Origin of the sequence: Lacticaseibacillus songhuajiangensis (assembly GCF_003946025.1) — a bacterium.
GTDB classification, from domain to species: domain Bacteria; phylum Bacillota; class Bacilli; order Lactobacillales; family Lactobacillaceae; genus Lacticaseibacillus; species Lacticaseibacillus songhuajiangensis.
Genome location: NZ_RHNR01000026.1, coordinates 17,128 through 38,563, shown reverse-complemented (window position 1 = coordinate 38,563; position 21,436 = coordinate 17,128). Strand labels below are relative to the sequence as shown.

Below are 21,436 nucleotides of genomic sequence, written 5' to 3'. Positions count from 1 at the left end.
AGTATTCGCAACGCTCCAAACGTTGCTTTCAGACCGGCCAGATGCGATTTCATGTCCCAAATACCGAGGTGAATAATCCAGGTATACATAGTTGGTGCTACATCCAAGGTACTGTGCTACTCCCGACACATCCAAGTACGCCGCAAATGCATGTTTCTGCTTACTAACGGCCTTGAATGCCTCCGCTGCCGCATCATACGCAATACCGCGCAACTGATCAGCAACCGGAGCTAAATCAATATTGAGTGCTGCCGTGCTTACTGGCATTCTTCTACCTCCGTTTAATCTTGCTCGGTCTAATTCGGTCGTTAACGACCTGGCCACTTTCTTGTATGCCACTTGGTACACTGCTTGGTAAACCACTAGGTACACTATCTGACATAGTGCAAAATTCAGTGGTTTACCAAAAAAGCACGCCGCTTTCTAAACTCGCTGATAAAGCCATTCATTTAGCTTTGCGATAGTGCTGGGGCGTGTTGGTTTACCGCCTTCACTATTCAACACCGCCCGCAGCGTCCAGGTACTAACACCTGTTTGTTGTGCCAGCTCTTGAATGCTGACATTTTCCTCGCCACGTTTCCGCCGCAGTGCAATTACTAAATCACGGCTTACTGTTGTTTGCTTCATTTTTCCATCTCCAATCTTCTTCTTTTTGTAGTGTATACACTACATCTTTCAGGCATAACCGTACATTATATTTCGCGCTTTTGCAAGCATTATGACGTACTTTCCTTGTAAAATTGAGTGTATATGCTACAATTTGCTCAAAAAGGAAGGACGACACATCATGATTAGAATGCGCCTAAATGAATTACTTGCCGAACGTCAAATTACTGCAAGTCGGGTACACATTGATACCAAAATTTCTCGATCTACCCTGTCAGGAATCATCAACAACACAAATAAAATGCTCCAAATGGAGACGCTGAACGTTCTTTGTTCATACCTGGGCATCCAACCTGGTGATTTTTTTGAACACACAGAATTCGATATGGAATTTTTTGCTGAAATTAATGATCACGATGCTGCCGAAACCATCAAGGATAATTCGAATATTGAAAACCTTTACGTCGATATTTACGCTAATAAGTTGCCGGTTACTATGTATTGCAAGATGATTTATTCGAATCATACAGACACTTTGAGTGATCAATTCATAATTCCTGAGTTTGCACTTGTTCAAGTTGAGGACTACGAACCCGGTGGTACTCCTGCTGAAATATCCTGGAAGGAAAATGCAAGTAATAAGATTTCAAAAGCTGTATTAGATCTCACACCAGGCTTCCAAATCATGGCAACGAACAAAGCAACCGCTGCATTGTCCACAGAACTCACCCGGGTAATCAATGCCCAGACCGGTATTGATATGACTGCTCCTGTCGGCTTCAAAATATAGCAGTATCATCTGAATCTACACAGTATGCTGCAAACATTTTTTCGTAATCGGCATGATTTTGTGCCGATTGAATTTTGCTGAATGGGTGTGTCCAATTTTGGACACACCTCCTGAAATGGCTGGTACTGCTCTGCTCTCATCGCCGCCACACACCTACATACCTGCCGCCAGCTGGTACTAGGAGGAATAGCATCATGGCAACAATCAGGCAGTATCAGACAAAGGACGGCCGCAAACTGTGGGAGTTTAATATCTACGTTGGCCGTGATGAGCTGACAAACAAACGGCAGTACGTGCATCGCCAAGGCTTTGAAAGCAAAAAAGCGGCCACCCTAGCCGCATCCAGAACAACACTGGACGCAAACCAAAGTGGTCGCCACATCAACACCGCCCGTATGACCTTTCGGCAGGTCTATGAGGAATGGGATGCTGGTTACAAAAATACCGTTCGTGAGTCAACTTACTACAAAACAAGCTGCGCCATCAAGGTCAACCTGCTACCAAATTTAGGGGATCGGCGACTAACAGAACTGACGCCGCGCATCCTTCAACATCAGGTGAAGGAGTGGGCAACTAAATCATCCATTGCCTACAAAGCATGGGTGTCAGTGCTGAAACGCATCTTCAAGTACGCTCACCGCTGCGGATATATCAACAATGATCCGGCTGCACTGCTTACCATCCCCAAAAGTAAGCTAGCAAAGCCCCATGACATTCCAAATTTCTGGACACGTGAGGAATTAGCCCAGTTTCTGGGTGCTATTGATGCTGAGCGTTACCCAGAACAACTCGCATTCTTTCGTGTCTTAGCTTTTGCAGGACTCCGCAGGGGTGAGGCTTGCGCATTAACATGGGGCGACATTTCTTTCTCAGACAACACAATAGACGTTAACAAGACTGCAAGCCGCGGCAATAAAGGACGCATCATCATCAACCCGCCAAAAACAAAGGCGGGCAATCGCACGTTAGCAATGGATGCTCCCACAATGCGCATTCTGAACCACTGGCGAGTAACTCAGATAGCTTACTGCCTTTCCAGGGGATGGAACGCTAACACGCCTGATCAGCTAGTTTTCCCATCATCAGCCAATACCGTACTAACACAGTACACACCGGAACGATGGCTAGCGAGCTTCACGGCAGTCGCTAAGATGGCACACCCTATCCGCCTGCACGGCTTTCGCCACTCACATGCCAGTTTGCTCTTTGCAGCTGGTGCCAGCATTAAAGAGGTGCAAGTAAGGCTTGGCCACGATGATGCTCAAACGACCATGAACATTTACGCGCACGTGACTCCCAACCAAAGCGAGCAAGCTGCCGAAAAATTAGCCGCATACATGAACTTTTAGAACAAAATGCAACAGCGCATGCAACGGCGAGCAAATTAAAAAGGCCAACACAGCCCGCAAATGCCGGTGTATCAACCTTTTGAAACATTGATTTAATTGGTTTAGTAAACCATGCCTTGGTAAACATCGTAATTAGGGAAGTTGAAGTTGTAGTCCTTCAAGTCCTTCATGTGGATGATTGCCGTTGCGCCAATGGCGGGCATCAGGTTCAGCGGTGTTTCGTTGTCATCAGGGAGTACCAAGATAACTGGCTTACGAATCCCGTAAGCGTAACCGACTTCCCAAAGGACACCAGGGTCACTGTTTTCCTGCTTAGGATCGTACAGTGCAATCACGAGATCCGTGTTGTTGATACCTTGAACGTCACCGTTGAAGGTAGCAAGCTGCCATTCAGTGTCGCTGAGCAGTTCTGGGTTCTTCATGGTGTCGAGGTTCTTGTACTGGTGGGACAGTGGCAAGTAACTGTTGTCAAAATCAACGGTCGCGTTGGCCTTGATTGCGGCAACACCGTTGTTCATGTGTGCTGTCTGTTCGTCGTTAAACCAGCTGGAAGCGATGTAAGCTGTCTTCGTCATACGTGTTAGTCATCCTATCTATAATTAATATTGTACTAGCTTAATATCATAGCCTATTTTTTGATAACCAGCAAACGTTGATGTACCAACGTTAACCGCCTTTTTGGCTGATGCAATAAAGTTAGTGGTAATCCTTTTGGTAATCTATTGGCTAAAATCCAAGATATGCGGCCAGTTTATCGGATGTGTGCTCAGTCTGTTCTTTGCTTACATGGGTGTAAACATCCATCGTGGTTTTTACGTCGCTATGACCCAATCGCTGCTGAACTTCTTTGATGGATGCCCCGGACGCAAAGAGTGCGGATGCGTGTGAATGCCTAAAGCCGTGCATGGTTATGGGATGATTCATCTTTGCCCGTTCCGTTACATTCTTTAACCATTGGTCTGCTGTGTTGGTGTGCAGAATACGGTTATTTGATGACGGGAACACTAGCTGTCCAGGACGGTTGGCATTAATTCCCTTCGACATGAATAGCGCTAGTTCTTTTACGTGCCAGCTTGACAATGCACGCATGGTTTTTGAATCCATTTTTATTACCCGCATTCCGGCACGTGTTTTTGTTTCTTCAATGCGAGTGCGGGCGTGCATCCCCTTGGATACTGTCTTGTTAATGTCTATTGAGCTGTCACTAAATGATATATCTGCCCAAGTTAGTGCAGCGGCTTCGCCACGTCGTAACCCGCCAAACGCTAAAACGCGAAAGAATGCTAATTGTTCAGGAAACTCATTTTCATCAATCGCATTAAAGAATTGAGCCAACTCCGTTTTGTCCCAGAAATTTTCAAAACTCTTTTGTTCTTTCACTTTGGACTTAGGTTTAACAACAAGTCGTGCTGGGTTGCTGGCAATATAACCGCTTCGCTCTGCGTAATTAAGAATTCGTTTAACGGTGCTAAGCCAAAATGAGTAACTAACTTTGGATGTCTCTGCCCACTGATTTACTACGCGTTGGATCATGACCGGCGTAATTTGGGTTATGCGTTTGCTGCCAAATGCGGGCAGAATGTGTTTATTCAACGTGGATTGAATCGTGTAGTAAGTGGCCTCGCGAACGGTATTTCGATATCCCTCATCCCATTCCTGATAGACGTCCTTAAATGTTAATCGTGAAGAAAAAATTTTGCGGCCGGGTTGGTTAGCATCAAGCGTTGCTTTTGATGCTGCTAACGTGGCCGCTTTTTTATTTTCGTAACCGCGGCGGTGAATATATTGCTTCTTGCCTGTTAACTGATCCATCCCCGCGTAAACTCGAAATTCATACAATGTCTGTCCGTTCTTGGACTTGTAAGACTTGATTGTAGCCATCTGCGTCTTCCTTTCCGTAGAACCATGCTGGCGGGCAGGTATGTACGGCCTAATTTGGACGCTAAGTGTATTTAGGTATAGTTTTGCCGGTCTTACTTTAAACGGCGCTAAGGGTCTGGAATTAGCTACCAGCACTGTATTGCAGACATGCGGTTATGATTCGGGTGCACTACCGGCTTGACGCCCCATGAAATCATAAAGTTCATTCAAGTGCTGAACTGATTCTATACGTGCCGTTGCTAATTCATCGTGGGTCATTTCCGTTCCATCCGGTGGAGCAACTGATGCAAGTAATTCATTAACGTAATCGGTAAACATCCCCTGTAAGTCTGTTTGGGCACGCTGTTCCAAAAGATACAAGGCAACAGTTATGTTCTGAATCGTTGCAACGGAACTTGCGGATTTTGGTACCAAAGATTTTAGTTCGTCACTGCTACTAGTATTTGCCACCAAGCTGTTCATCAATTCATATAGCGCGTTTCGGTCTTTTGATGATATTTGCATATTCGTTATACCTTGAAGATATGGAACTGACGTATTAAGAGCGGATGCTAATTTTTGCCAGGTCGCTAACTTTGGTTCACGTTTACCCGTTTCATAGTATCCGATTGATTGACGCGTAACTCCGAGAACAGAGGCAAGTTCATCCTGACTAATATTTTTCATTTTTCTGACTTCTTTAATTCGATTCATTTTTCCACCCCTTTTCGCAATTAGAATATACGACCAGATTACTAAATGCAACAAAAAGTTACGTTAACGGGCTTGACCGTAACAAAATGTTACGTATAATGAACCTCGTTAGCAACAAAACGTTACGTAGGAGGTGAAACATATGGCAACCGTATCAACTGAATTGACTCGAACGCTAGGGCGATTGCGTGGAGAACAGAACATTACTGTTTCAATGCTGGCCACTCAAACAAACGTTAACCGTAGAACGGTAGCAGAGATTTTAGCCGGCAAACGCACGAACATCAAAACAAGTACGTTAACCAAGCTGAACGCATGGATTTACAAGCAGGTTTAACCACGGAAAGGAATGAAGCAGCATGGGCGCAACAAATACGATGTCACTTAACTTCGACATGAGTGCAATTCAACAGCAAATGGAAGCTATCGCACTTGATGCACAGATAAAGGCGGCCAAGGCAGTTAATCAGCGCAAGCATATTTTTGCCGCTTACCTGAATCGAAAAAATGCAGCCGAATACTTGGGCATTTCAACCACACAAGTAGGTAAGTATGAAGCCCAGGGGATGCCGGTAATTTTGATTGATGGAACTAAGGTATACAGCCGAACCGCAATGGATTCTTGGATGGCGCAACACACTGTAACTATGTAAAACACATACTGACAAAACAAAAACCATCCCCTTTTTGGTAAAGACAAGTCTGGCGGGCAGGTCAATACGGGGATGGCAAACGATTATAGAAAGCTGGGTATTTTAATGAGCAGTACAAGTTTAACACCTGACAACACTGTCATGCGCTTAACGACGTTTGTTGAGTGCAACGACGGGCACACTGTTTTCCATGTTGAAGAAGATGATCAGCCCATGACATGGCGCGGCATTCCATACCCGCAAAATGTGGATGAATTGCCAATCGAAGATATTTCAACATTGCTTAGACTAACCAACGGTTTAACAATCATCCCGAAAGCTAAGGTGAAGGACAATGCAAATTTATAAGGGTTATGCGTGGGGTGATGGCAAGCACGCGGCTACTAAAATTAAAGGTGCCAAACTGTTAAAGTGGGCAACTGTCCGGAACTCATCGGGCAAATCTTACGTGGGAATTTTGAAGGATGATGTAATTATGGTTGATGTGGATTCACTGGCAGCAGCCAAAAAGTTAAAGACAGTTCTTGATGCAGAACACGCTAAATATGCCGCATTACGAACTAATAAGGGGATGCATTTTTATTTTCAGGGTTACCAACTAACCACCAACAAGATTGGTTGGTACAGTGCAATCGGAATCAAGGCTGATTACAAGCTAGGCATTAAGAACACGGCTGACCCATTGAAGATTGATGGCAACGCCCGGAAACGGATAGTTCAATCTGACAGCTTAGACTCGCTGCCGTTTTGGCTGACACCTATCAACAACCATACAAACGGAATCGCTGATATTGAACAGGGTGATCGCAATCAGAAATTGTTCAATTACATTCTGACGCTTCAGAAACATGGACTAAGCAAAGATGAGATTCAAAAAACAATTCGGTTAATCAATAAATTCATGCTAGAACGTTCGTTACCCGAAAGTGAAGTAAAGACTATCCTGCGTGATGAGTCATTTATTAAACAGTCGTTCTACACGCCAAAAGGCAAATTCTTGCATGATTCATTTGGGGATTATTTGATTAAAGAAGAACACGTGATTCAGATTAACAAGCAACTACACATTTACGTTAATGGTGTTTACAGCAATGACCAAAACGACATTGAGCGGGCTATGCTGAAACAGATTAAGGCACTGAATACTAGCCAACGAAAAGAAGTGATTAACTATCTGTCGTTGCAAGCACCAGAAAGGCATTTTTCAGATGCACGGTACGTTCTTCTTGGTAACGGCGTCTATGATTTGGAAACTGAAACGATGCAGGATTTTACACCGGATATTATCGTACCCAACAAGATACCCGTTGATTACGTTTCGGGTGCATACTATGAACCCACGGATAAGGTTCTGGACAAAGTTACATGTGAGGATAATAATCTCCGTGCAGTGCTTGAAGAGGTATTTGGGACAGTGATGTATCGCCGTAACGTATACAGCAAGGCATTCATTCTAACCGGGGATGGTGGACACGGTAAGAGTTCCATTCTAAGCATGATTGAAAAGTTCGTAGGTAAGGAAAAGAACACAAGCGCGATTGAACTTAAAGATTTATCGGACAGGTTCAAGCCTGCTGCGCTCTTTGGAAAGCTGGCGAATATTGGGGATGACATCAGTAACGAATACATCAAGGACAACGCCACGTTTAAAAAGTTGGTGACAGGTGAAACGGTAGTAATCGAATCCAAAGGTAAAGACCCGTTTCAATTCGATAGCTACGCCACATTGATATTCAGTGCCAACAAAGTACCGCATATCAACGATCATTCAAACGGACTTACACGGCGGTTAATGTTCATCCCCTTTGAGGCTGAATTTAAAGAAACGGATCCCGATTTTGATAGATACATCGACGACAAGTTACAATCCAAAGAATCGTTGCAGTACTTGCTAATTCTTGGTTTGCAGGCACTTAAACGCATGAAGAAGCAAGATGGATACACAACTGCCCAGGGTAGCGAAGCACAGCTTGCACAATACACCCGCGATAATCAGCCAATACTTGCATACCTTGACGAAGAACAGCCGAAGTTCATCAACGAGACTACTAAAAATTGCTATCTGGCATATTCAGTTTGGTGCACTGACAACGGGCACAAACCAATGAACCAGCAAGCATTCACACGGTACGTTTGTGATAAGTTCAACCTGAACAGCAAGCAACAGCGCGTGGACGGCAAAAAGAAACGGGTATACGTAGAAAAGTGAAGCAGGGCAGAGAATCCGCGATTTAGTCCAAAAAGTGGCAATTTCGTCCGCGATTTTGCTCAAAATTCCCGATTTCATCCGCGATTGAACGGATAAAAGCCGGGTTTATCCGCGATTTGGACGGACGTTTCAAGCCCTATTTTATCCGTGATTGCGTCCAAAATGGGTGAAAATGGCCGTTGTCTCGCTAGGGTAGCGGGACAGATTTACTAGCAAGCCGGACGCCACAAGCGTGATTGCACCGGGGTTTATAAACCGTCTGTCCCGCTGTCCCGCTAGGTTTCAACTTCTTTTATAGGTATAAAAAGTGAAGAAATAGTATAAGTATATAAAAAGAAAATTATATATAAGGGAATTTTGAAAACTACGCTTCCATTTCCTCTATACCTGGGCTGAACGCTGTTTTTTATAGCGGGACACTAGCGGGACAGATTTACAAAAAAGTTATCGAAACCATCGGTGCATTTTGGATTATCGAACGAGAGGACGAATTTTAAATGGCGACGCTAGCACTAGAACTAAAATCAAAAAAGAAATGGCTATTCAGATATATTCGTGCAAAAGAACGCGTGTACTTCTTGCAGCACCAAAGCCGATCAGGAGAAAGTAATTCACAACGTGTTAGCATCGCAAAACAGAATGCGGATAAGTTGCATGATGAAATATGTGATGCCATCGACTTACTGGAAAACATCAATGAAATGCAGGTGCTGAATTATCGTTTTATTGATGGACTCACGTTAGACGCAATCACATTAAAGATGAGCTATTCAATACAGTGGATTAGTGAGTTGTATCGCCGTGGCCTTAGACATATCAACATCCCCGAAAGGACAGAAGATCATGATTACTAACATGAGCAGGAAAAGTATTGTTTCACTACCAACAAACGTAGAGAGCATTTTGGCTAGTGCGCCTGAACAGCTTAACAGGGGCTGGCCGGTGCCTTGGTACACGGATACACCTATGGCTAAGCACAGAGAACGATTCTTAACGGATGATGATCCGCGGTTGTTCTTAGCGCTACCCGGGGATGTACAACGCCGGTTGCTGGCGTTCTGCATGTCTCTAACGCATTCTAGACAGTTGGATAGATGCCACACCAGTTACAACCTGAAGCACGTGTATGAGCGGTTTATGGACAATCCAGCGTGTGCACCTGAATTAGACCGAATACCCGGCTACACTAATCATGTAATGAACGGCGCGTTTAAAGGTGCGATGATTGTAGCCGGGTTTCGGGTTGCCGATGAATCAGAAGTGAAGTGGTGTTTTAACGTGTCTAAGAAGTGTGTTGCTGATCTAAAGTTTTTATCCTGTCATGTGCAGACATACGAGCCCGGGTTAGGCTGGTACTGGAAAGCTGTATAGCAATATAGTTCTTAGATTCGTTGAACGACAATAGTAAAGGGTGTCCGGTCATTGTGTACCGGATGCTCTTTTTTAGTTTCATTGGCTTCGGGATATACATAGCCCCCCTCTCGAAAATATTTTTTTGTCGGTCGGAGAGGACAGTACAACCAAGGGAGTAGCGCACACCTCTGGGAATTTTGAAAAATTTGACGAAAGGGGATGAAATTTTGACCCCCACAATACCGGTGATATGAATTAGCTGTCCGTGTGTATTTCCTGCACCGTCACGGCGTTTTAAGCGTCAATTAGTATACTTGTACCAGATTCGTTTAAACGCGATTCTAGCCCCGTATTTCGTGAATGAATGCTATGGGTTTCGATGTGAAAATGTTGGCTCTTAATTTACGATTATGTACGCACTTAATCGACGAATAAAAAATAGCCCACTCGTAATTGAGTGAGCACCTACCCGCCGGCGATTTCAGATTTTTGGTAATCCTTTTGGTAATCCCTTGATTACTTTATGTGATATCCGTTGAATGTAGTGGCTTCTATAAACCCCGCTGCATCAACGTTTTTACGTGTTTATTAGCGCGTGTGATTCGTACCATTTTGAACTAGCTTAACATCATATCCGCGGCTGTGCACATTCTTATTTTGCGCCCACAATTCACTAACCGAATCCAAACGCTGTCCGTCAGCGTAAGTGTTGAAACTTTCAATCAAATCATCCGCAAGGATGAAAATAGTGGTTAGACCGAAGGTCGGAACTGGACCGGATTGGCTTTGCTCCCGGGAAGGGTGTGCGTGGGACCGTTCCAGCCAGCTGCGCTGTCTTCCACTGGCGATTTTGCCGCAAACCCGTCGGCAAAATCCCGCTCCTAACGAAAATGGCGGTGTACATTTCGCACGAAGTTCATGTGCGAAACATACACCGCCATTTTCGTGGGCACGCACACCCTTCCCGTCCGCTATCGCCAATCCGGCCCAGTTCCGACGCGCATTCACATGACTGTGGTGGTGAATGTTTCGGGCTTCGGTGGCGAGAATGGCAGACAAAGATGAACACGAAATTAAGCAACTTTGGCATCGTGAGCGGTTCATCTAGCTGATCAAACACTTTGAATACTTTTACCATGCGGTATACAGGAATTTCATAATCGTCCAATTACACGGCTCATGTACAGTCGAACGTCGGTCTCAGCATTTCAGTGTCACAGCATGGGCCTCTCTCTGTAGTATTCTGCTCAGTAACGTGTCGGCCACGGAGGTGGTGGTGTGCTTGGGCGAAGTGCAGGGAACGGAGTCGGGCGAAAAGATGATTGTTTGGAGACAGGACGGCCGTATTTGCCGTCGTGGCTTCACACAATCATCTCGGGAGCGCGGAGTTGACGCCGTTCTTGCGGCAACTCCGCCAGCGGAAGACCGCGATAGCGGGCTGAAGCGGTCCCCGCCCGACGTAGTTCCCGGAGCGTAGCCCAAGCGCACCACCACCGGAGTTGCCGACTCCACCGCCTAACGGCGTCATGAAAACACCAAAGAGGCCCAGCGTGACTTCGTCACTGAAACGCTATCGCTGACGGACAGTGATAACCAAAAAAGGCCCGCACAATGTGCGAGCCTTGAGACATTATATTAGGTTAGCCCTTCAAATCGGCAACAGCCGCTTCGACTGTGGTGCCGACGCCGACGTTACGCTGGTTTTCAACGTCGATCGCGATGAAGAGTTGCTTCTTCGTGTCTAATTGCAGACGGTATGTCATTCTGCATTACCTCCATTCGTGTTAACAAGTTCTGAATGGTCTTAATGGTAGCGATAGAAGTAACTATACAAGCTTACGAAGTGTAAGTCAACTAATAGTTTGCAAAAAGTTCCTTGTACACCTGAATGGCCGCCAAGAAGTCGGCGATCTCAACGTATTCATCAGTCTGGTGTGACGTATCACTACCTGGACCGTACTCAGCAAGATCCATCCCCGGCTGCAGCATGACTGCAGCATCGTTAATCCCAGTTCCACCAACCACTGGTACCTCCGGCAGGTCAATGGCGCCCCGTGCGGTCTGGATACTCTGAACTAACTTATTGTCAGCCGGACTGGCGGCAAAGTCGATAGTAGAATCAACGCTGAGATCCAGTGTCACACCGTCAACCGCAGCGTTCGCTTTCGCAAGTGCCCGCTTAATGGCCGCTGTGAACTCCGCATTTGTTGCCAGTGGCGTTGTCCGGATGTTCGCCCGCAAGCTTGCCGCCTCTGGAATAATGTTCACCTGGTTGCCACCCTTAATCAAGGTGATACTGTGCGTCGCGTGGCCCAGCATCGCGTGCTTTTTGGCGATGAGTGGTGCGACTTCTTCTGCGACAGCTGCACTGTATGCAAAGAGGCCGCTGATAGCGTTCGCGCCTTCTTCCGGTGTGGATGAGTGTGCCGCCTTCCCCTTGGCCGTCACGGTGTAGTCAATAATCCCCCGGCAACTCGGCTGAATCTGCGGGCCACTAGGCTCGCAGACGAGCAACCCGTCGAGGCCATCAGCATAATGACCAGCGGCCAGTTGCCGCGCCCCGTAGTTATCTACTTCTTCACCAACCGTTGCGAAGAAAACAAGCTGCTTCTGCGCGGGATCGAGCGTCTGCGCCACTTCGAGGAAGGCAATAAACGACGCAATGAGCCCGCTCTTCATGTCACTGGCACCCCGGCCGTACAGTTTGCCATCGGCAATCTCTGCAGCAAAAGGTGCATGCTGCCACTTAGCAGCATCTCCCGCGTCAACCACGTCCATGTGCCCATCGATGCCCAGCTTCACTGGCGCATCGTCACTGCCCAGCTTGATGATGAGGTTGTCACGTCCCGGTGCATAGTTGAGTCGTTCGCAAGTCATTTTGCCGGCCTGAACGTAGGGGGCGACCAACTGCTCCAAAATATCCGCCACCTTGGCCTCATCACGAGCAACAGTGGGGATCTGGATAACCTGCTGCAAAAGTTGCACTGCTTCTTCACTATTCATGGGAACTACCTCATTTCATTTCGTTTGAACCTAAATGCTATGCAAGTAGTATAGGCTTAAATGTATAAAAATTCAAACCAATTACCACTGATTCCCTAACGAATCTCAACGTCTGCCACCACCGCATTCGTGAGGTATGGCAAGTGCGTGACTGAGTATTCAAATGGTTCCCCCTCATCGGTGTAACCCACTTGGTCAATCATAAGCACTGGGTCCCCAATCGTGGCACCCAGCCCCTCGATATCTTCAGCCGTAGCTTTAATGGCATAGACTTTGCGGTGCGCACCAGCAATCCGGATGCCCGCTTCCTCGGCCAAATATTGATAGATGGAGCTCGCGACCACCTTCCGCGTAATCGTTGCAATTTTAGTCGGCATAATCGTGTGCTCATAGGCGTAGGTTTTACCATCAATGTAACGGGTGCGGCGAATCACGTAGACCGGCTCTTCGGGGCCAATTACCAGACGATCCTGCTCTTCCGTTGTGGGCAAACGTGCGTCTAGCTCCCAGATTTTGCTCGTGACTTCGCGGCCCGCATAGTTCTTGGTCGCGCCCAACGGTTTATTCAGTAGCGGTGCAAACGAATCACGCTTGGAAGCAAAATCCTTGCGCAAGAAGGTCCCCGAGCCGCGCTTGGTGTAAACCACCCCTTCCACAATGAGCGACTGAATTGCCTTGCGAATCGTCATCCGGGTGGTGCCGAACTCTGCGGCCAGTTGCTCCTGATCCGGCAAAACCGCGCCAGGCTGGAATGAACCGTCCGTAAACTTTTTCTTCAACTCTTCAGAAATCACTTGGTATTTATACATCACAGTTCCTCCGCTTCGCAAAATTCTTGGCCGCACGTACTAGTTGGCGCTTTCATATAATTTTACAGTATATTTGTTCATTTTGTGAAGCATCGCGAAAATTATTGTTAATTAGCGCAACTAAATCATGGTCACTGACAAAAATCGCACAACAAAATACCGCTCACCACGCGTGTGAACGGTATTTTTAGGACGACTATTAAAAGCTTACTTCAGACTCACACCACGCCAACCAGGATCACCACCGGCAGGGTTGTTAATGATGCCCTTGAGGTTCGTGTTGCGCAGGTAAGAAGTGGACAGCTGGTACAGTGGCACGATGCCCTGATCAGCCATGATAATCTTCTCCGCCTTCACCATGGCGTCCCAACGAATCTGGTCACTACCAGTCGTGTCCGCAATCTTCATCTGCTTATCGTATTCAGCGTTACTGTATGAACCGAAGTTGTACGTGTTGCCGGTTGTGAACATGTCGAGGAAGCTGGCTGGATCGCCGGCATCTGGACTCCAGCCGGACATGATGATGTCAAAGGTGCCGCTCTGCAGGTCCTTAACACGGGTTGGCTTTGGCACCTTCTTGATGGTCACGTGCATGCCCTTCAGTTCCTTTTGCCACTGGTTCTGCATGTACTGCACGATTTCGGTGTGCGCATCGTCATCATCAGCGGTGAGGGTGACGTTCAGACTGGTCTGGCCAATCTCCTTCATCCCCTCGGCCCAAAGCTTCTTCGCCAGCTTAAGGTTGTAGTTAACCCCGCTGTCAATGTCGCTCTTGACGTAGGCTTCCTTAGCAAAGTCCTCGCCCGTCTTTGGATCCTGCGCCATGCCTTCGGTGACAATCCCCTTTGCAGCAATCGAACCATCATCAAGTGTGTTCTTCACAAAACTCTTGCGGTTAATGACCAGGGAGATGGCCTTGCGAATCTTCACGTTGTTGAAGGCCTTCTTGACGGCGTCACTACTTGGACTCTTCTGGTTCAGTTGGATAAAGTAGTTCGCCCCATTTTCACTCTTCACGTAGCTCTTGTTGTTCTTCTCGTTTTGAATCTGGTTGCCGAGCAGCGTGGTCTGATCCAGCTGCCCCGATTCGAACATGTTCAGTCCGGTCGTGGCTTCCTTCACGACCTGATAAGTGACGCTAGTGAGGTGAATGTTGCCCTTGTTCCAGTATTCGGGATTCTTCACCAGTGTCCAGGAGTCGCCGGTGCCGTTCCACTTCTTGATGGTGTAGGGGCCATCATAAGCGACGTAGCGCGCATCCGTGCCGTACTTGGCGCCGTACTTTTCAACGGCTTTTTGTTGCAGCGGGAGGAAAACACCGTTAGAAACCTGCTGAATCAGCGTAGCAATCGGGTGTTCCAGTTGCACGACGAAGGTATATTTACCCTTGGCGCTCACCCCCAGCTTGTCGACACTCATTTTGCCTGCGGAAATTGCGTCTGCGTTCTTAACACCAGAGAAGCGGTAGGCGTTCTCGGCCTTAGTCTTCGGGTTCACGCCGCGTTGCCAGGCGTAGACAAAATCCTTGGCGGTCAGCGCGCTGCCATCATTCCACTTGGCGTTGTGGCGCAGGTGAAAGGTGTAAGTCAGGCCGTCCTTACTCTTGGTCCAACTTTTGGCAATCCCAGGCTGAGGCTTGGTGTTCTTACCGATGGTGGTCAGCCCTTCCTCAACGTTCTTCGTGATTTCACCACCGGTCGTTTCAACGATGTGGTCTGGATCGAGGGTCTGCAGCTCCGCGTTGATGGAAACGCTGATTTTCTGCGTGTTGGCGGCATCTGCCTTCTGTCCACAAGCGGCCAAAGCCAGCGCGGACATGCCAATCATGACGACAGTACCGACGGACTTGCGCACATTCTTCTTTTCCCGAATATTAATCATGAGCTACTCCTCGCTTCTATTAGTACACTCGCTTACCGTGCTGGTAAACCTGTTTGTCTTCCTGCTGGACGGCGTGGATATCCTCAATTGGGGAATCCGTCATCACGATGAAATCGGCGAACTTACCGGGCGTCATCGTACCGTAGTCATCGCTAATCCCAATGAGATCAGCACCGTTTTTGGTGGCGGCAAAAAGTGTCTCCTGCGTAGTGGCACCGATGCGGTTCACCATCAGGTCCAATTCGCTCCAGTACCCTGACTTGAAATCGTTGAACGGGGTGCCAGCGTCGGTACCAGTTGCGATTGGGACATGCTTACGGACCGCCATGCGCATGTTGTCGTAAAAGGCTTCGGAGAATGCGCGGGCCTTCCGGTACATGTGTGCTGGCAGGCGATCAGTCTGGTCAGCCACGATGGCTTCAACCGCGTTCAAGGTTGGCACCAGGTACACGTGGTGTTCAATCATGAAGTCCGCCTGCTTCTCATCCATGTAGATGCCGTGTTCAATGGAGTCGACGCCTGCTTCCAATGCCACTTGGATACCCGCATTGCCTTGGGCATGGGCGGCAACCTTCTTGAAGCGGTAGTGTGCCTCACGAACAGCTTCGCGGAGTTCCTCTGGCGTGAAGGCAATTTCGTTCGGGTCATCACCAACGGACATCACGCCACCGGTTGCCATCACCTTAATCTGGTCAGCGCCGTTCTTGAACGCCTGCCGCGCCGCCTTGCGCATTTCATCAGGCGAATCCACGATGTAAGCACCGCGGAAGTCAGCGCTACGTGGTTCATGGGTATCACTGTGCCCGCCAGTCACACTCATTGCACGGCCGGAAGCAGCAATGCCCGGTGCTGGAAAATCGTACTTGCTGCGCATGTCGCGCATTTTAATATCAATGTCATATGTCGACCCCACATCGCGGATGTAGGTCACGCCACCCTTGATGGCATCGCGCAGGTTCCGCTGGGCGTTGAAGGAGTTTTCAGTTTCAGATCGTTCGCCCATCGGCCGGATGCCGTAACCGTTCGGGTCGGATGCCATGTGGGTGTGGCAATTGATCATGCCAGGCATCACGTACTGGCCGCCGAAATCGACCGTTGCGTCGGCGGCGGGGGCCTTCCCAATGCCGCTGGCCGTGACCCGACCGGTCTCATTATCCACCGTGAACCAGGAATCAGGCGTAAAGCCTTCATGCTCACCGTCAAAGAAGTGTGCGTTCGTGTAAGCTGTTGTGGTCATATGTAGATCCTCCTAATATTAAAATACCGACTATGTTTTGAAATACCTTTAATGGGACTAAAAAAGCGCCAACCGTTGCCAGTCGTCGCCGTAAAAAAACGGCCACGCGGAATCGTTTGCCGAGACGTGCTACCTGTTCAAACTGCGAACAGATAACACTACTTCAACAAGTTTTGCAAATTCTGCGTGGTCATTTTGTATTCAGTCATAAAAATATCCTCCATTGGGGCAAAGCCTTGCGTGTGTCCTAAGGGCACAAAACGGTACACAAATTACAAGCTACGCAAGGACAACAACGCGGAGGTGTGAAGAGCAAGGATAACATTGTTCAGCTTCAGGTTCAGTTCTGCATTCGTGTTAAACATGTTCTTCACTCCTTCCGAATTGGTTTGCCTCAATTGAGGATATGATTAGATTAATTCTAATTCTCTAATTTGTCAACGACTTTTTTAATCTTTTCACAATTAGTTTGGTGAAACCGCGCCCCGTCTGAGTTCTTGGCGCAAAATTTTGCCGACACCATTGGCCTCATTGCTGGGACCAACAACGCTGGCAATCCGTTTAACAGCTGGCACCGCGTTGGCCATGGCCACGCCGCAGCCGACACCCGCGAGCATCTGCGCGTCGTTAAGCTGATCGCCAAAGCAGATGCAGTCTTCTAGGTCGATGCCACTATGCTCGGCAATGGCCTGCATCCCCAGCAGTTTGTTCACCCCGGGCGCGGTGCCTTCATAGAGCAAGTGCTTGGAGCGGGTCATGTCCAGTGGCAATTGCATCAGCGCGCGCCGCGCCAGGAACAGTGCCGGCACGTTCAGCAACGCCGCTTCCAGCGTGAATTTGTAGAACGTCACGTCGGGGCGCTCAAGAATTTGCCGCAGTTGCGCTTGCGTGCGGAATATCACGTCCCGGTCCAAACTGCCGCCCAAGTAATTAGCCGGTAGCTCCGGACTGTAAAGCGCGTGATAATCCTCTGAGTAAAAGCGAATTCGCACGCCGCAACGTTTTGCCAGCAGAAATGCGCGCATCACTGTTGTCTTCCCTAGTGGGTGCGCGGCAATCAATTTGTCGTGGGTGTCGTACACCACCGCCCCATTCAGACACATACGGTAACCCGGTACCTGCAAGTCTTCCCGCAGCAGCGCCGACACGCGCGGCAGCATCCGCCCTGAGGTGATGGCCACAATGCGACCTGCGGCGACCCACTCTCGCAGCGCTGCCCGGTTGTATTCTGAAATTCGTAAATGGCGATCATAAAGGGTGCCATCAAGATCCAAGCCTGCCAACTGATACATGCTCGCTACCTCCATTCGGTGAGACAAAAAAAGCCCACGTTGATTTCTCAACGTGGGACTCGTCATTGCGATGCCGCAAACAGGAGTCGAACCTGCACATGGTTACCCATACAGCGACCTGAACACTGCGCGTCTGCCAATTCCGCCATTGCGGCAACAACAGTAATGATTATAGCAAGATGCCGCGACTTTGCCAACAGGCAGAGGGCACTTTTTTCACAAAAGGCGGTTTTTAATGTCTCATTGTGCGCGAATCGGATGACGGCGCAACCCAATTCGCATGCGCCAATTGGCGCGACCAGCTCCTCGTGCTGGTCGCGAATAGACAAAAAAAGTCACGCTGATTTCTCAACGTGACTTTGTCATTGCGATGCCGCAAACAGGAGTCGAACCTGCACATGGTTACCCATACAGCGACCTGAACACTGCGCGTCTGCCAATTCCGCCATTGCGGCAACAACAGTAATGATTATAGCAAGATGCCGCGACTTTGCCAACAGGCAGAGGGCACTTTTTTCACAAAAGGCGGTTTTTAATGTCTCATTGTGCGCGAATCGGATGACGGCGCAACCCAATTCGCATGCGCCAATTGGCGCGACCAGCTCCTCGTGCTGGTCGCGAATAGACAAAAAAAGTCACGCTGATTTCTCAACGTGACTTTGTCATTGCGATGCCGCAAACAGGAGTCGAACCTGCACATGGTTACCCATACAGCGACCTGAACACTGCGCGTCTGCCAATTCCGCCATTGCGGCAACAACAGTAATGATTATAGCAAGAACGTCCGGTTTTGCCAAGCAGGAATTTTGGTGACAGTCAGCTAATGTCATGCTGAGCGCACTAGTGAAACTGCTACAATAGAGTCAAAATTGATTCAGGAGGCCCAATTATGGAAAAATTCACGGAACAAATGGCCCGCAAGGTTGTCCGGCCCCGCCCCAGCATTAGTCACAAGGGGGATTTTGGCCGCGTACTGATTATTGCCGGCGATGAACACTTCGGTGGCGCCGCCATCATGAGCGCCACGGCAGCAGTCTACGCCGGTGCCGGTCTGGTCACCGTCGCCACTAACCGCAGCAATTGGCAGTCCCTGCATGCCCGCTTGCCAGAAGCCATGGTCACCGATTGGGACGCCGCAACTTTAACGCCGCTATTGCACACGGCAGACGTCATTGTCGTCGGGCCCGGACTGGGCACCACCGATGACGCGCAGCGAGTGCTGAAACTAAGTCTAACTGAAGCCACGGCAAAGCAAACCGTCATTATCGACGGCTCGGCCATCGACATCATTGCGCAAACCAAGTTGGCGACTGGTGCAGGCAACATTATCTGGACCCCACACCAGATGGAATGGCAGCGGCTTAGTGGTCTGGCCATCGCAGATCAAACCCTGGCAGCCAACACAGATGCCCGGCAGAAGCTCGGCGGCACCCTCGTGCTCAAAGGCAGCCCGACAAGCATTATCGCGGCAGACACAAGCTATGAAAATACCACAGGCGGGCCTGCCATGGCGACGGGTGGCTCTGGCGACACCCTAACTGGCGTCATTGCCGCGCTTTGCGGGGAGTTTGGCACGAGCGCCGAGACGATTGCCACGGCAGTCTGGCTACACAGCGCAGCCGCTGATGAGATTGCTAAGAGCAGTTACGTCGCGCTACCAACGCAGGTGGTCCAAGTCATTCCACAGCTCATGCGGCGTTTGAGCGTTACTGAAGCCCCGCACACAATTGGATTCTAAAGCAAAATTTAGCCGCGGACACTACATCCTGGTCGCGTGCCAAAAGGCAGCCAGTTGTACTCAGTGCTTTAGCATTGTTAGTACAATGGACACCGAAGGGCTCCCTAACATACAAACAAGCACCGACCAGAATCCTAAGTTCGGGATTCCGGCCGGTGCTTGCTTGTATATCGGGAGCTAACCGCCTTTTGGCACAGCCCTTTTTGCTTTACTTAATATGCAACCTTGTCCGAATTCCCGCGACCCGCGAGCCGAGAATCATGTCCGCAAGGTGCGTCTTCAGCACTAGGTAACCGTAGACAGCTACCCCGATGACCAGCGCAATCACGATGATGACCGCTGAAGTCACCTTGATGTACGGATTGAGCACCATGCTGAGGAGCAACACGGCAGTCCGCACAAACGCGTACATCACCACGCTAAAGAACAACATGCCGAGCACCCGGCGCGCAGTTTGCCGCGCTTTGAAATGGAACTCCCGACGCAATGCCCGTAGCATCAACCAGCAGGAAATACCCATGCCGACCAAAGTCGACAGCATTGGACCGTACACGTTAAACAGGAACATGAACGGCAACTGACACAGCAGCTTTCCCGCAACACCCCACAGCATCAATTTAATGGCGAGACGATTGCGGAACAACCCCTGCAAGAGCGCAGCCAAAATCGTGAATAGGCCGAGGAACACGGCGAGCACACACGAGACCTGCAGCATTTTGAAGCCCAACTCGTTGTAGCCGTAGAACATCACATACAGGGGGTGCGCAATGGCAGCCATCCCGAAGGACGCCGGCAGCATCACAATCAGGAATAGTTGTAGCACGTTCCCAATCTGCTGGGAGACCGCCTTGCGGTCGCCGCGGGTGATGGCCCCCGAAAGTAGCGGAATGGCCGTCACGGACATCGCCGTCGCCAGCGAGACAATAATCATGATCAGCTTGTTCGCGTTCCCCGCATAAGTGGCGTAGTACACGTTGAGTTGCTTGGTCGTGACCGAGTAGAGACTGTGCATCCCCTTGAAGAAGGTGTACTGGTCAATCAGGTAATACCAGGTAATCGCCGAGTCCATGATGATGAACGGTACCGCCTGGCGCACAATATCCATCAGCAGTTGGTTGACCGACACGTGCACTTCGTTCTTACTCTGCGCGTTGCGCCGGCGAATGGCCGGCAACCGTTTGAGAAAGAGTAGCCACAGCAGCGCTGCCCCGGCGACCGCCCCGATGAAGGCGGCAAAAGTCGACTGGGTGACGGCGTGCACATAATTGCCGTTGCCCATGCGCATGATGGCGAATGCCGTTGCCAGCATGTAGCCGACACGAACCAGTTGTTCAACAAATTGCGAGATCGCACTCGGCGCCATCTCGGAATGACCTTGGAAGAACCCGCGCATGATACTGAGTAGCGGAATGACGACCAACGCAGCCGACAGCGAGTGAATGACCGGAATCATGTCCGCGTCACCGGCGGCCAGCACTGGCGCAAACAGCCACATCAGGCTAGCGGACACAATCCCCATCATGCTGGTGGCGAGCATTCCGTGCCAAAACAGGCGCATGCTGGTCTTATACTCCCCCATCGCGTCATAGCGCGCAATCTGCTTGGAGACCGCACCGGGAATCCCGGCGGTGCTAATGATGATGAAAATAGAGTAAATTTGGTAGCCCTTGGTAAACAGGGCGTTGGCTTCATACGCGTACTTGCCCATCCAAATCCACCAGGGGAGAATGTAGACGGCACCCAAAATACGTGACATCACGCTGCCCGCAGTCATCCATGCGGAACCGCGGATCATTTTTTCGTGGGCGGACCTTTCCCCACGTCGTCTCGACCTTCGCTGCTCGTCCACTATTTTCTCCTCTTTCCGGTACTATATCAGAACAATTTTAATTGAACACTCGCACCGTTGCAATCAACAAGGATAAAACTTAAGGCCTCTTAA

The 21,436-nt window shown here is 49.2% G+C and carries 19 protein-coding genes, 3 tRNA genes and 1 pseudogene; 8 read left to right on the top strand and 15 right to left on the bottom strand.

What is annotated here, in order from left to right:
* Together EKM97_RS07590 and EKM97_RS07585 are read right to left on the bottom strand one after the other, a co-directional pair.
* Positions 1 to 267, bottom strand: a pseudogene (locus tag EKM97_RS07590) (hypothetical protein); the annotation flags it as partial.
* 156 nt (positions 268 to 423) lie between these two features.
* On the bottom strand, positions 424 to 627 hold the full coding sequence (locus tag EKM97_RS07585; protein ID WP_125571794.1) for a helix-turn-helix domain-containing protein: 204 nt from the start codon (positions 625 to 627) through the stop codon (positions 424 to 426).
* A gap of 160 nt (positions 628 to 787) precedes the next feature.
* Here EKM97_RS07585 and EKM97_RS07580 point away from each other — a divergent pair, with 160 nt between their 5' ends.
* Together EKM97_RS07580 and EKM97_RS07575 are read left to right on the top strand one after the other, a co-directional pair.
* Positions 788 to 1,396, top strand: a complete 609-nt coding sequence (locus EKM97_RS07580) for a helix-turn-helix domain-containing protein (RefSeq protein WP_125571793.1) — start codon at positions 788 to 790, stop codon at positions 1,394 to 1,396.
* A gap of 194 nt (positions 1,397 to 1,590) precedes the next feature.
* Positions 1,591 to 2,745, top strand: coding sequence for a tyrosine-type recombinase/integrase (locus EKM97_RS07575; RefSeq protein WP_125571792.1), 1,155 nt, complete (start codon positions 1,591 to 1,593; stop codon positions 2,743 to 2,745).
* Positions 2,746 to 2,846: 101 nt separating this feature from the next.
* On the opposite strand, the gene EKM97_RS07570 is transcribed toward EKM97_RS07575, so the two are convergent.
* From EKM97_RS07570 to EKM97_RS07560, 3 genes are all read right to left on the bottom strand, one after another.
* Entirely contained in the window at positions 2,847 to 3,320 is a 474-nt protein-coding gene (locus EKM97_RS07570) for a nucleoside 2-deoxyribosyltransferase (RefSeq protein ID WP_125571791.1), read from the bottom strand.
* Positions 3,321 to 3,471: 151 nt separating this feature from the next.
* Positions 3,472 to 4,626: a tyrosine-type recombinase/integrase gene (locus EKM97_RS07565; RefSeq protein WP_125571790.1), complete on the bottom strand. Its 1,155-nt coding sequence runs from the start codon at positions 4,624 to 4,626 to the stop codon at positions 3,472 to 3,474.
* Between the two features lie 153 nt (positions 4,627 to 4,779).
* Positions 4,780 to 5,319, bottom strand: coding sequence for a helix-turn-helix transcriptional regulator (locus EKM97_RS07560; protein ID WP_125571789.1), 540 nt, complete (start codon positions 5,317 to 5,319; stop codon positions 4,780 to 4,782).
* A 142-nt stretch (positions 5,320 to 5,461) separates the two neighbouring features.
* On the opposite strand from EKM97_RS07560, the gene EKM97_RS07555 reads away from it, so the two are divergent.
* From EKM97_RS07555 to EKM97_RS07535, 5 genes are all read left to right on the top strand, one after another.
* Entirely contained in the window at positions 5,462 to 5,656 is a 195-nt protein-coding gene (locus tag EKM97_RS07555; RefSeq protein WP_125571788.1) for a helix-turn-helix domain-containing protein, read from the top strand.
* A 22-nt stretch (positions 5,657 to 5,678) separates the two neighbouring features.
* Positions 5,679 to 5,972, top strand: a complete 294-nt coding sequence (locus EKM97_RS07550) for a DNA-binding protein (RefSeq protein ID WP_125571787.1) — start codon at positions 5,679 to 5,681, stop codon at positions 5,970 to 5,972.
* Between the two features lie 72 nt (positions 5,973 to 6,044).
* Positions 6,045 to 6,320: a hypothetical protein gene (locus EKM97_RS07545; protein WP_125571786.1), complete on the top strand. Its 276-nt coding sequence runs from the start codon at positions 6,045 to 6,047 to the stop codon at positions 6,318 to 6,320.
* Positions 6,307 to 8,181 (top strand): DNA primase family protein, encoded by a 1,875-nt coding sequence (locus EKM97_RS07540; RefSeq protein WP_125571785.1) that lies wholly within the window; start codon positions 6,307 to 6,309, stop codon positions 8,179 to 8,181. The genes EKM97_RS07545 and EKM97_RS07540 overlap by 14 nt, the downstream gene beginning before the upstream one ends.
* Before the next feature lie 497 nt (positions 8,182 to 8,678).
* On the top strand, positions 8,679 to 9,035 hold the full coding sequence (locus EKM97_RS07535; protein WP_125571784.1) for a hypothetical protein: 357 nt from the start codon (positions 8,679 to 8,681) through the stop codon (positions 9,033 to 9,035).
* A gap of 2,139 nt (positions 9,036 to 11,174) precedes the next feature.
* On the opposite strand, the gene EKM97_RS12140 is transcribed toward EKM97_RS07535, so the two are convergent.
* The 9 genes from EKM97_RS12140 to EKM97_RS07495 form a co-directional block, all read right to left on the bottom strand.
* Positions 11,175 to 11,297: a hypothetical protein gene (locus tag EKM97_RS12140; RefSeq protein WP_263853718.1), complete on the bottom strand. Its 123-nt coding sequence runs from the start codon at positions 11,295 to 11,297 to the stop codon at positions 11,175 to 11,177.
* A gap of 91 nt (positions 11,298 to 11,388) precedes the next feature.
* Positions 11,389 to 12,537, bottom strand: a complete 1,149-nt coding sequence (locus EKM97_RS07530; RefSeq protein WP_125571783.1) for an ArgE/DapE family deacylase — start codon at positions 12,535 to 12,537, stop codon at positions 11,389 to 11,391.
* 95 nt (positions 12,538 to 12,632) lie between these two features.
* Entirely contained in the window at positions 12,633 to 13,346 is a 714-nt protein-coding gene (locus tag EKM97_RS07525; protein ID WP_125571782.1) for a GntR family transcriptional regulator, read from the bottom strand.
* Between the two features lie 207 nt (positions 13,347 to 13,553).
* Complete coding sequence (locus tag EKM97_RS07520; protein ID WP_125571781.1) at positions 13,554 to 15,227, bottom strand: peptide ABC transporter substrate-binding protein; 1,674 nt, start codon at positions 15,225 to 15,227, stop codon at positions 13,554 to 13,556.
* Between the two features lie 19 nt (positions 15,228 to 15,246).
* Entirely contained in the window at positions 15,247 to 16,464 is a 1,218-nt protein-coding gene (locus tag EKM97_RS07515) for a metal-dependent hydrolase family protein (protein WP_125571780.1), read from the bottom strand.
* A gap of 464 nt (positions 16,465 to 16,928) precedes the next feature.
* A complete protein-coding gene (locus EKM97_RS07510; RefSeq protein WP_164507480.1) occupies positions 16,929 to 17,756 on the bottom strand; it encodes a Cof-type HAD-IIB family hydrolase in 828 nt (275 codons plus the stop codon).
* A 71-nt stretch (positions 17,757 to 17,827) separates the two neighbouring features.
* Positions 17,828 to 17,911, bottom strand: a tRNA-Leu gene (locus EKM97_RS07505).
* 216 nt (positions 17,912 to 18,127) lie between these two features.
* Positions 18,128 to 18,211, bottom strand: a tRNA-Leu gene (locus tag EKM97_RS07500).
* 216 nt (positions 18,212 to 18,427) lie between these two features.
* Positions 18,428 to 18,511 (bottom strand) — tRNA-Leu (locus EKM97_RS07495).
* 134 nt (positions 18,512 to 18,645) lie between these two features.
* On the opposite strand from EKM97_RS07495, the gene EKM97_RS07490 reads away from it, so the two are divergent.
* Entirely contained in the window at positions 18,646 to 19,494 is an 849-nt protein-coding gene (locus tag EKM97_RS07490; protein WP_125571778.1) for an NAD(P)H-hydrate dehydratase, read from the top strand.
* A gap of 208 nt (positions 19,495 to 19,702) precedes the next feature.
* On the opposite strand, the gene EKM97_RS07485 is transcribed toward EKM97_RS07490, so the two are convergent.
* The gene (locus EKM97_RS07485) at positions 19,703 to 21,343 is read right to left on the bottom strand and encodes a putative polysaccharide biosynthesis protein (protein ID WP_404820205.1); all 1,641 of its coding nucleotides are present in this window, start codon (positions 21,341 to 21,343) and stop codon (positions 19,703 to 19,705) included.
* Between the last annotated feature and the right edge of the window lie 93 nt (positions 21,344 to 21,436).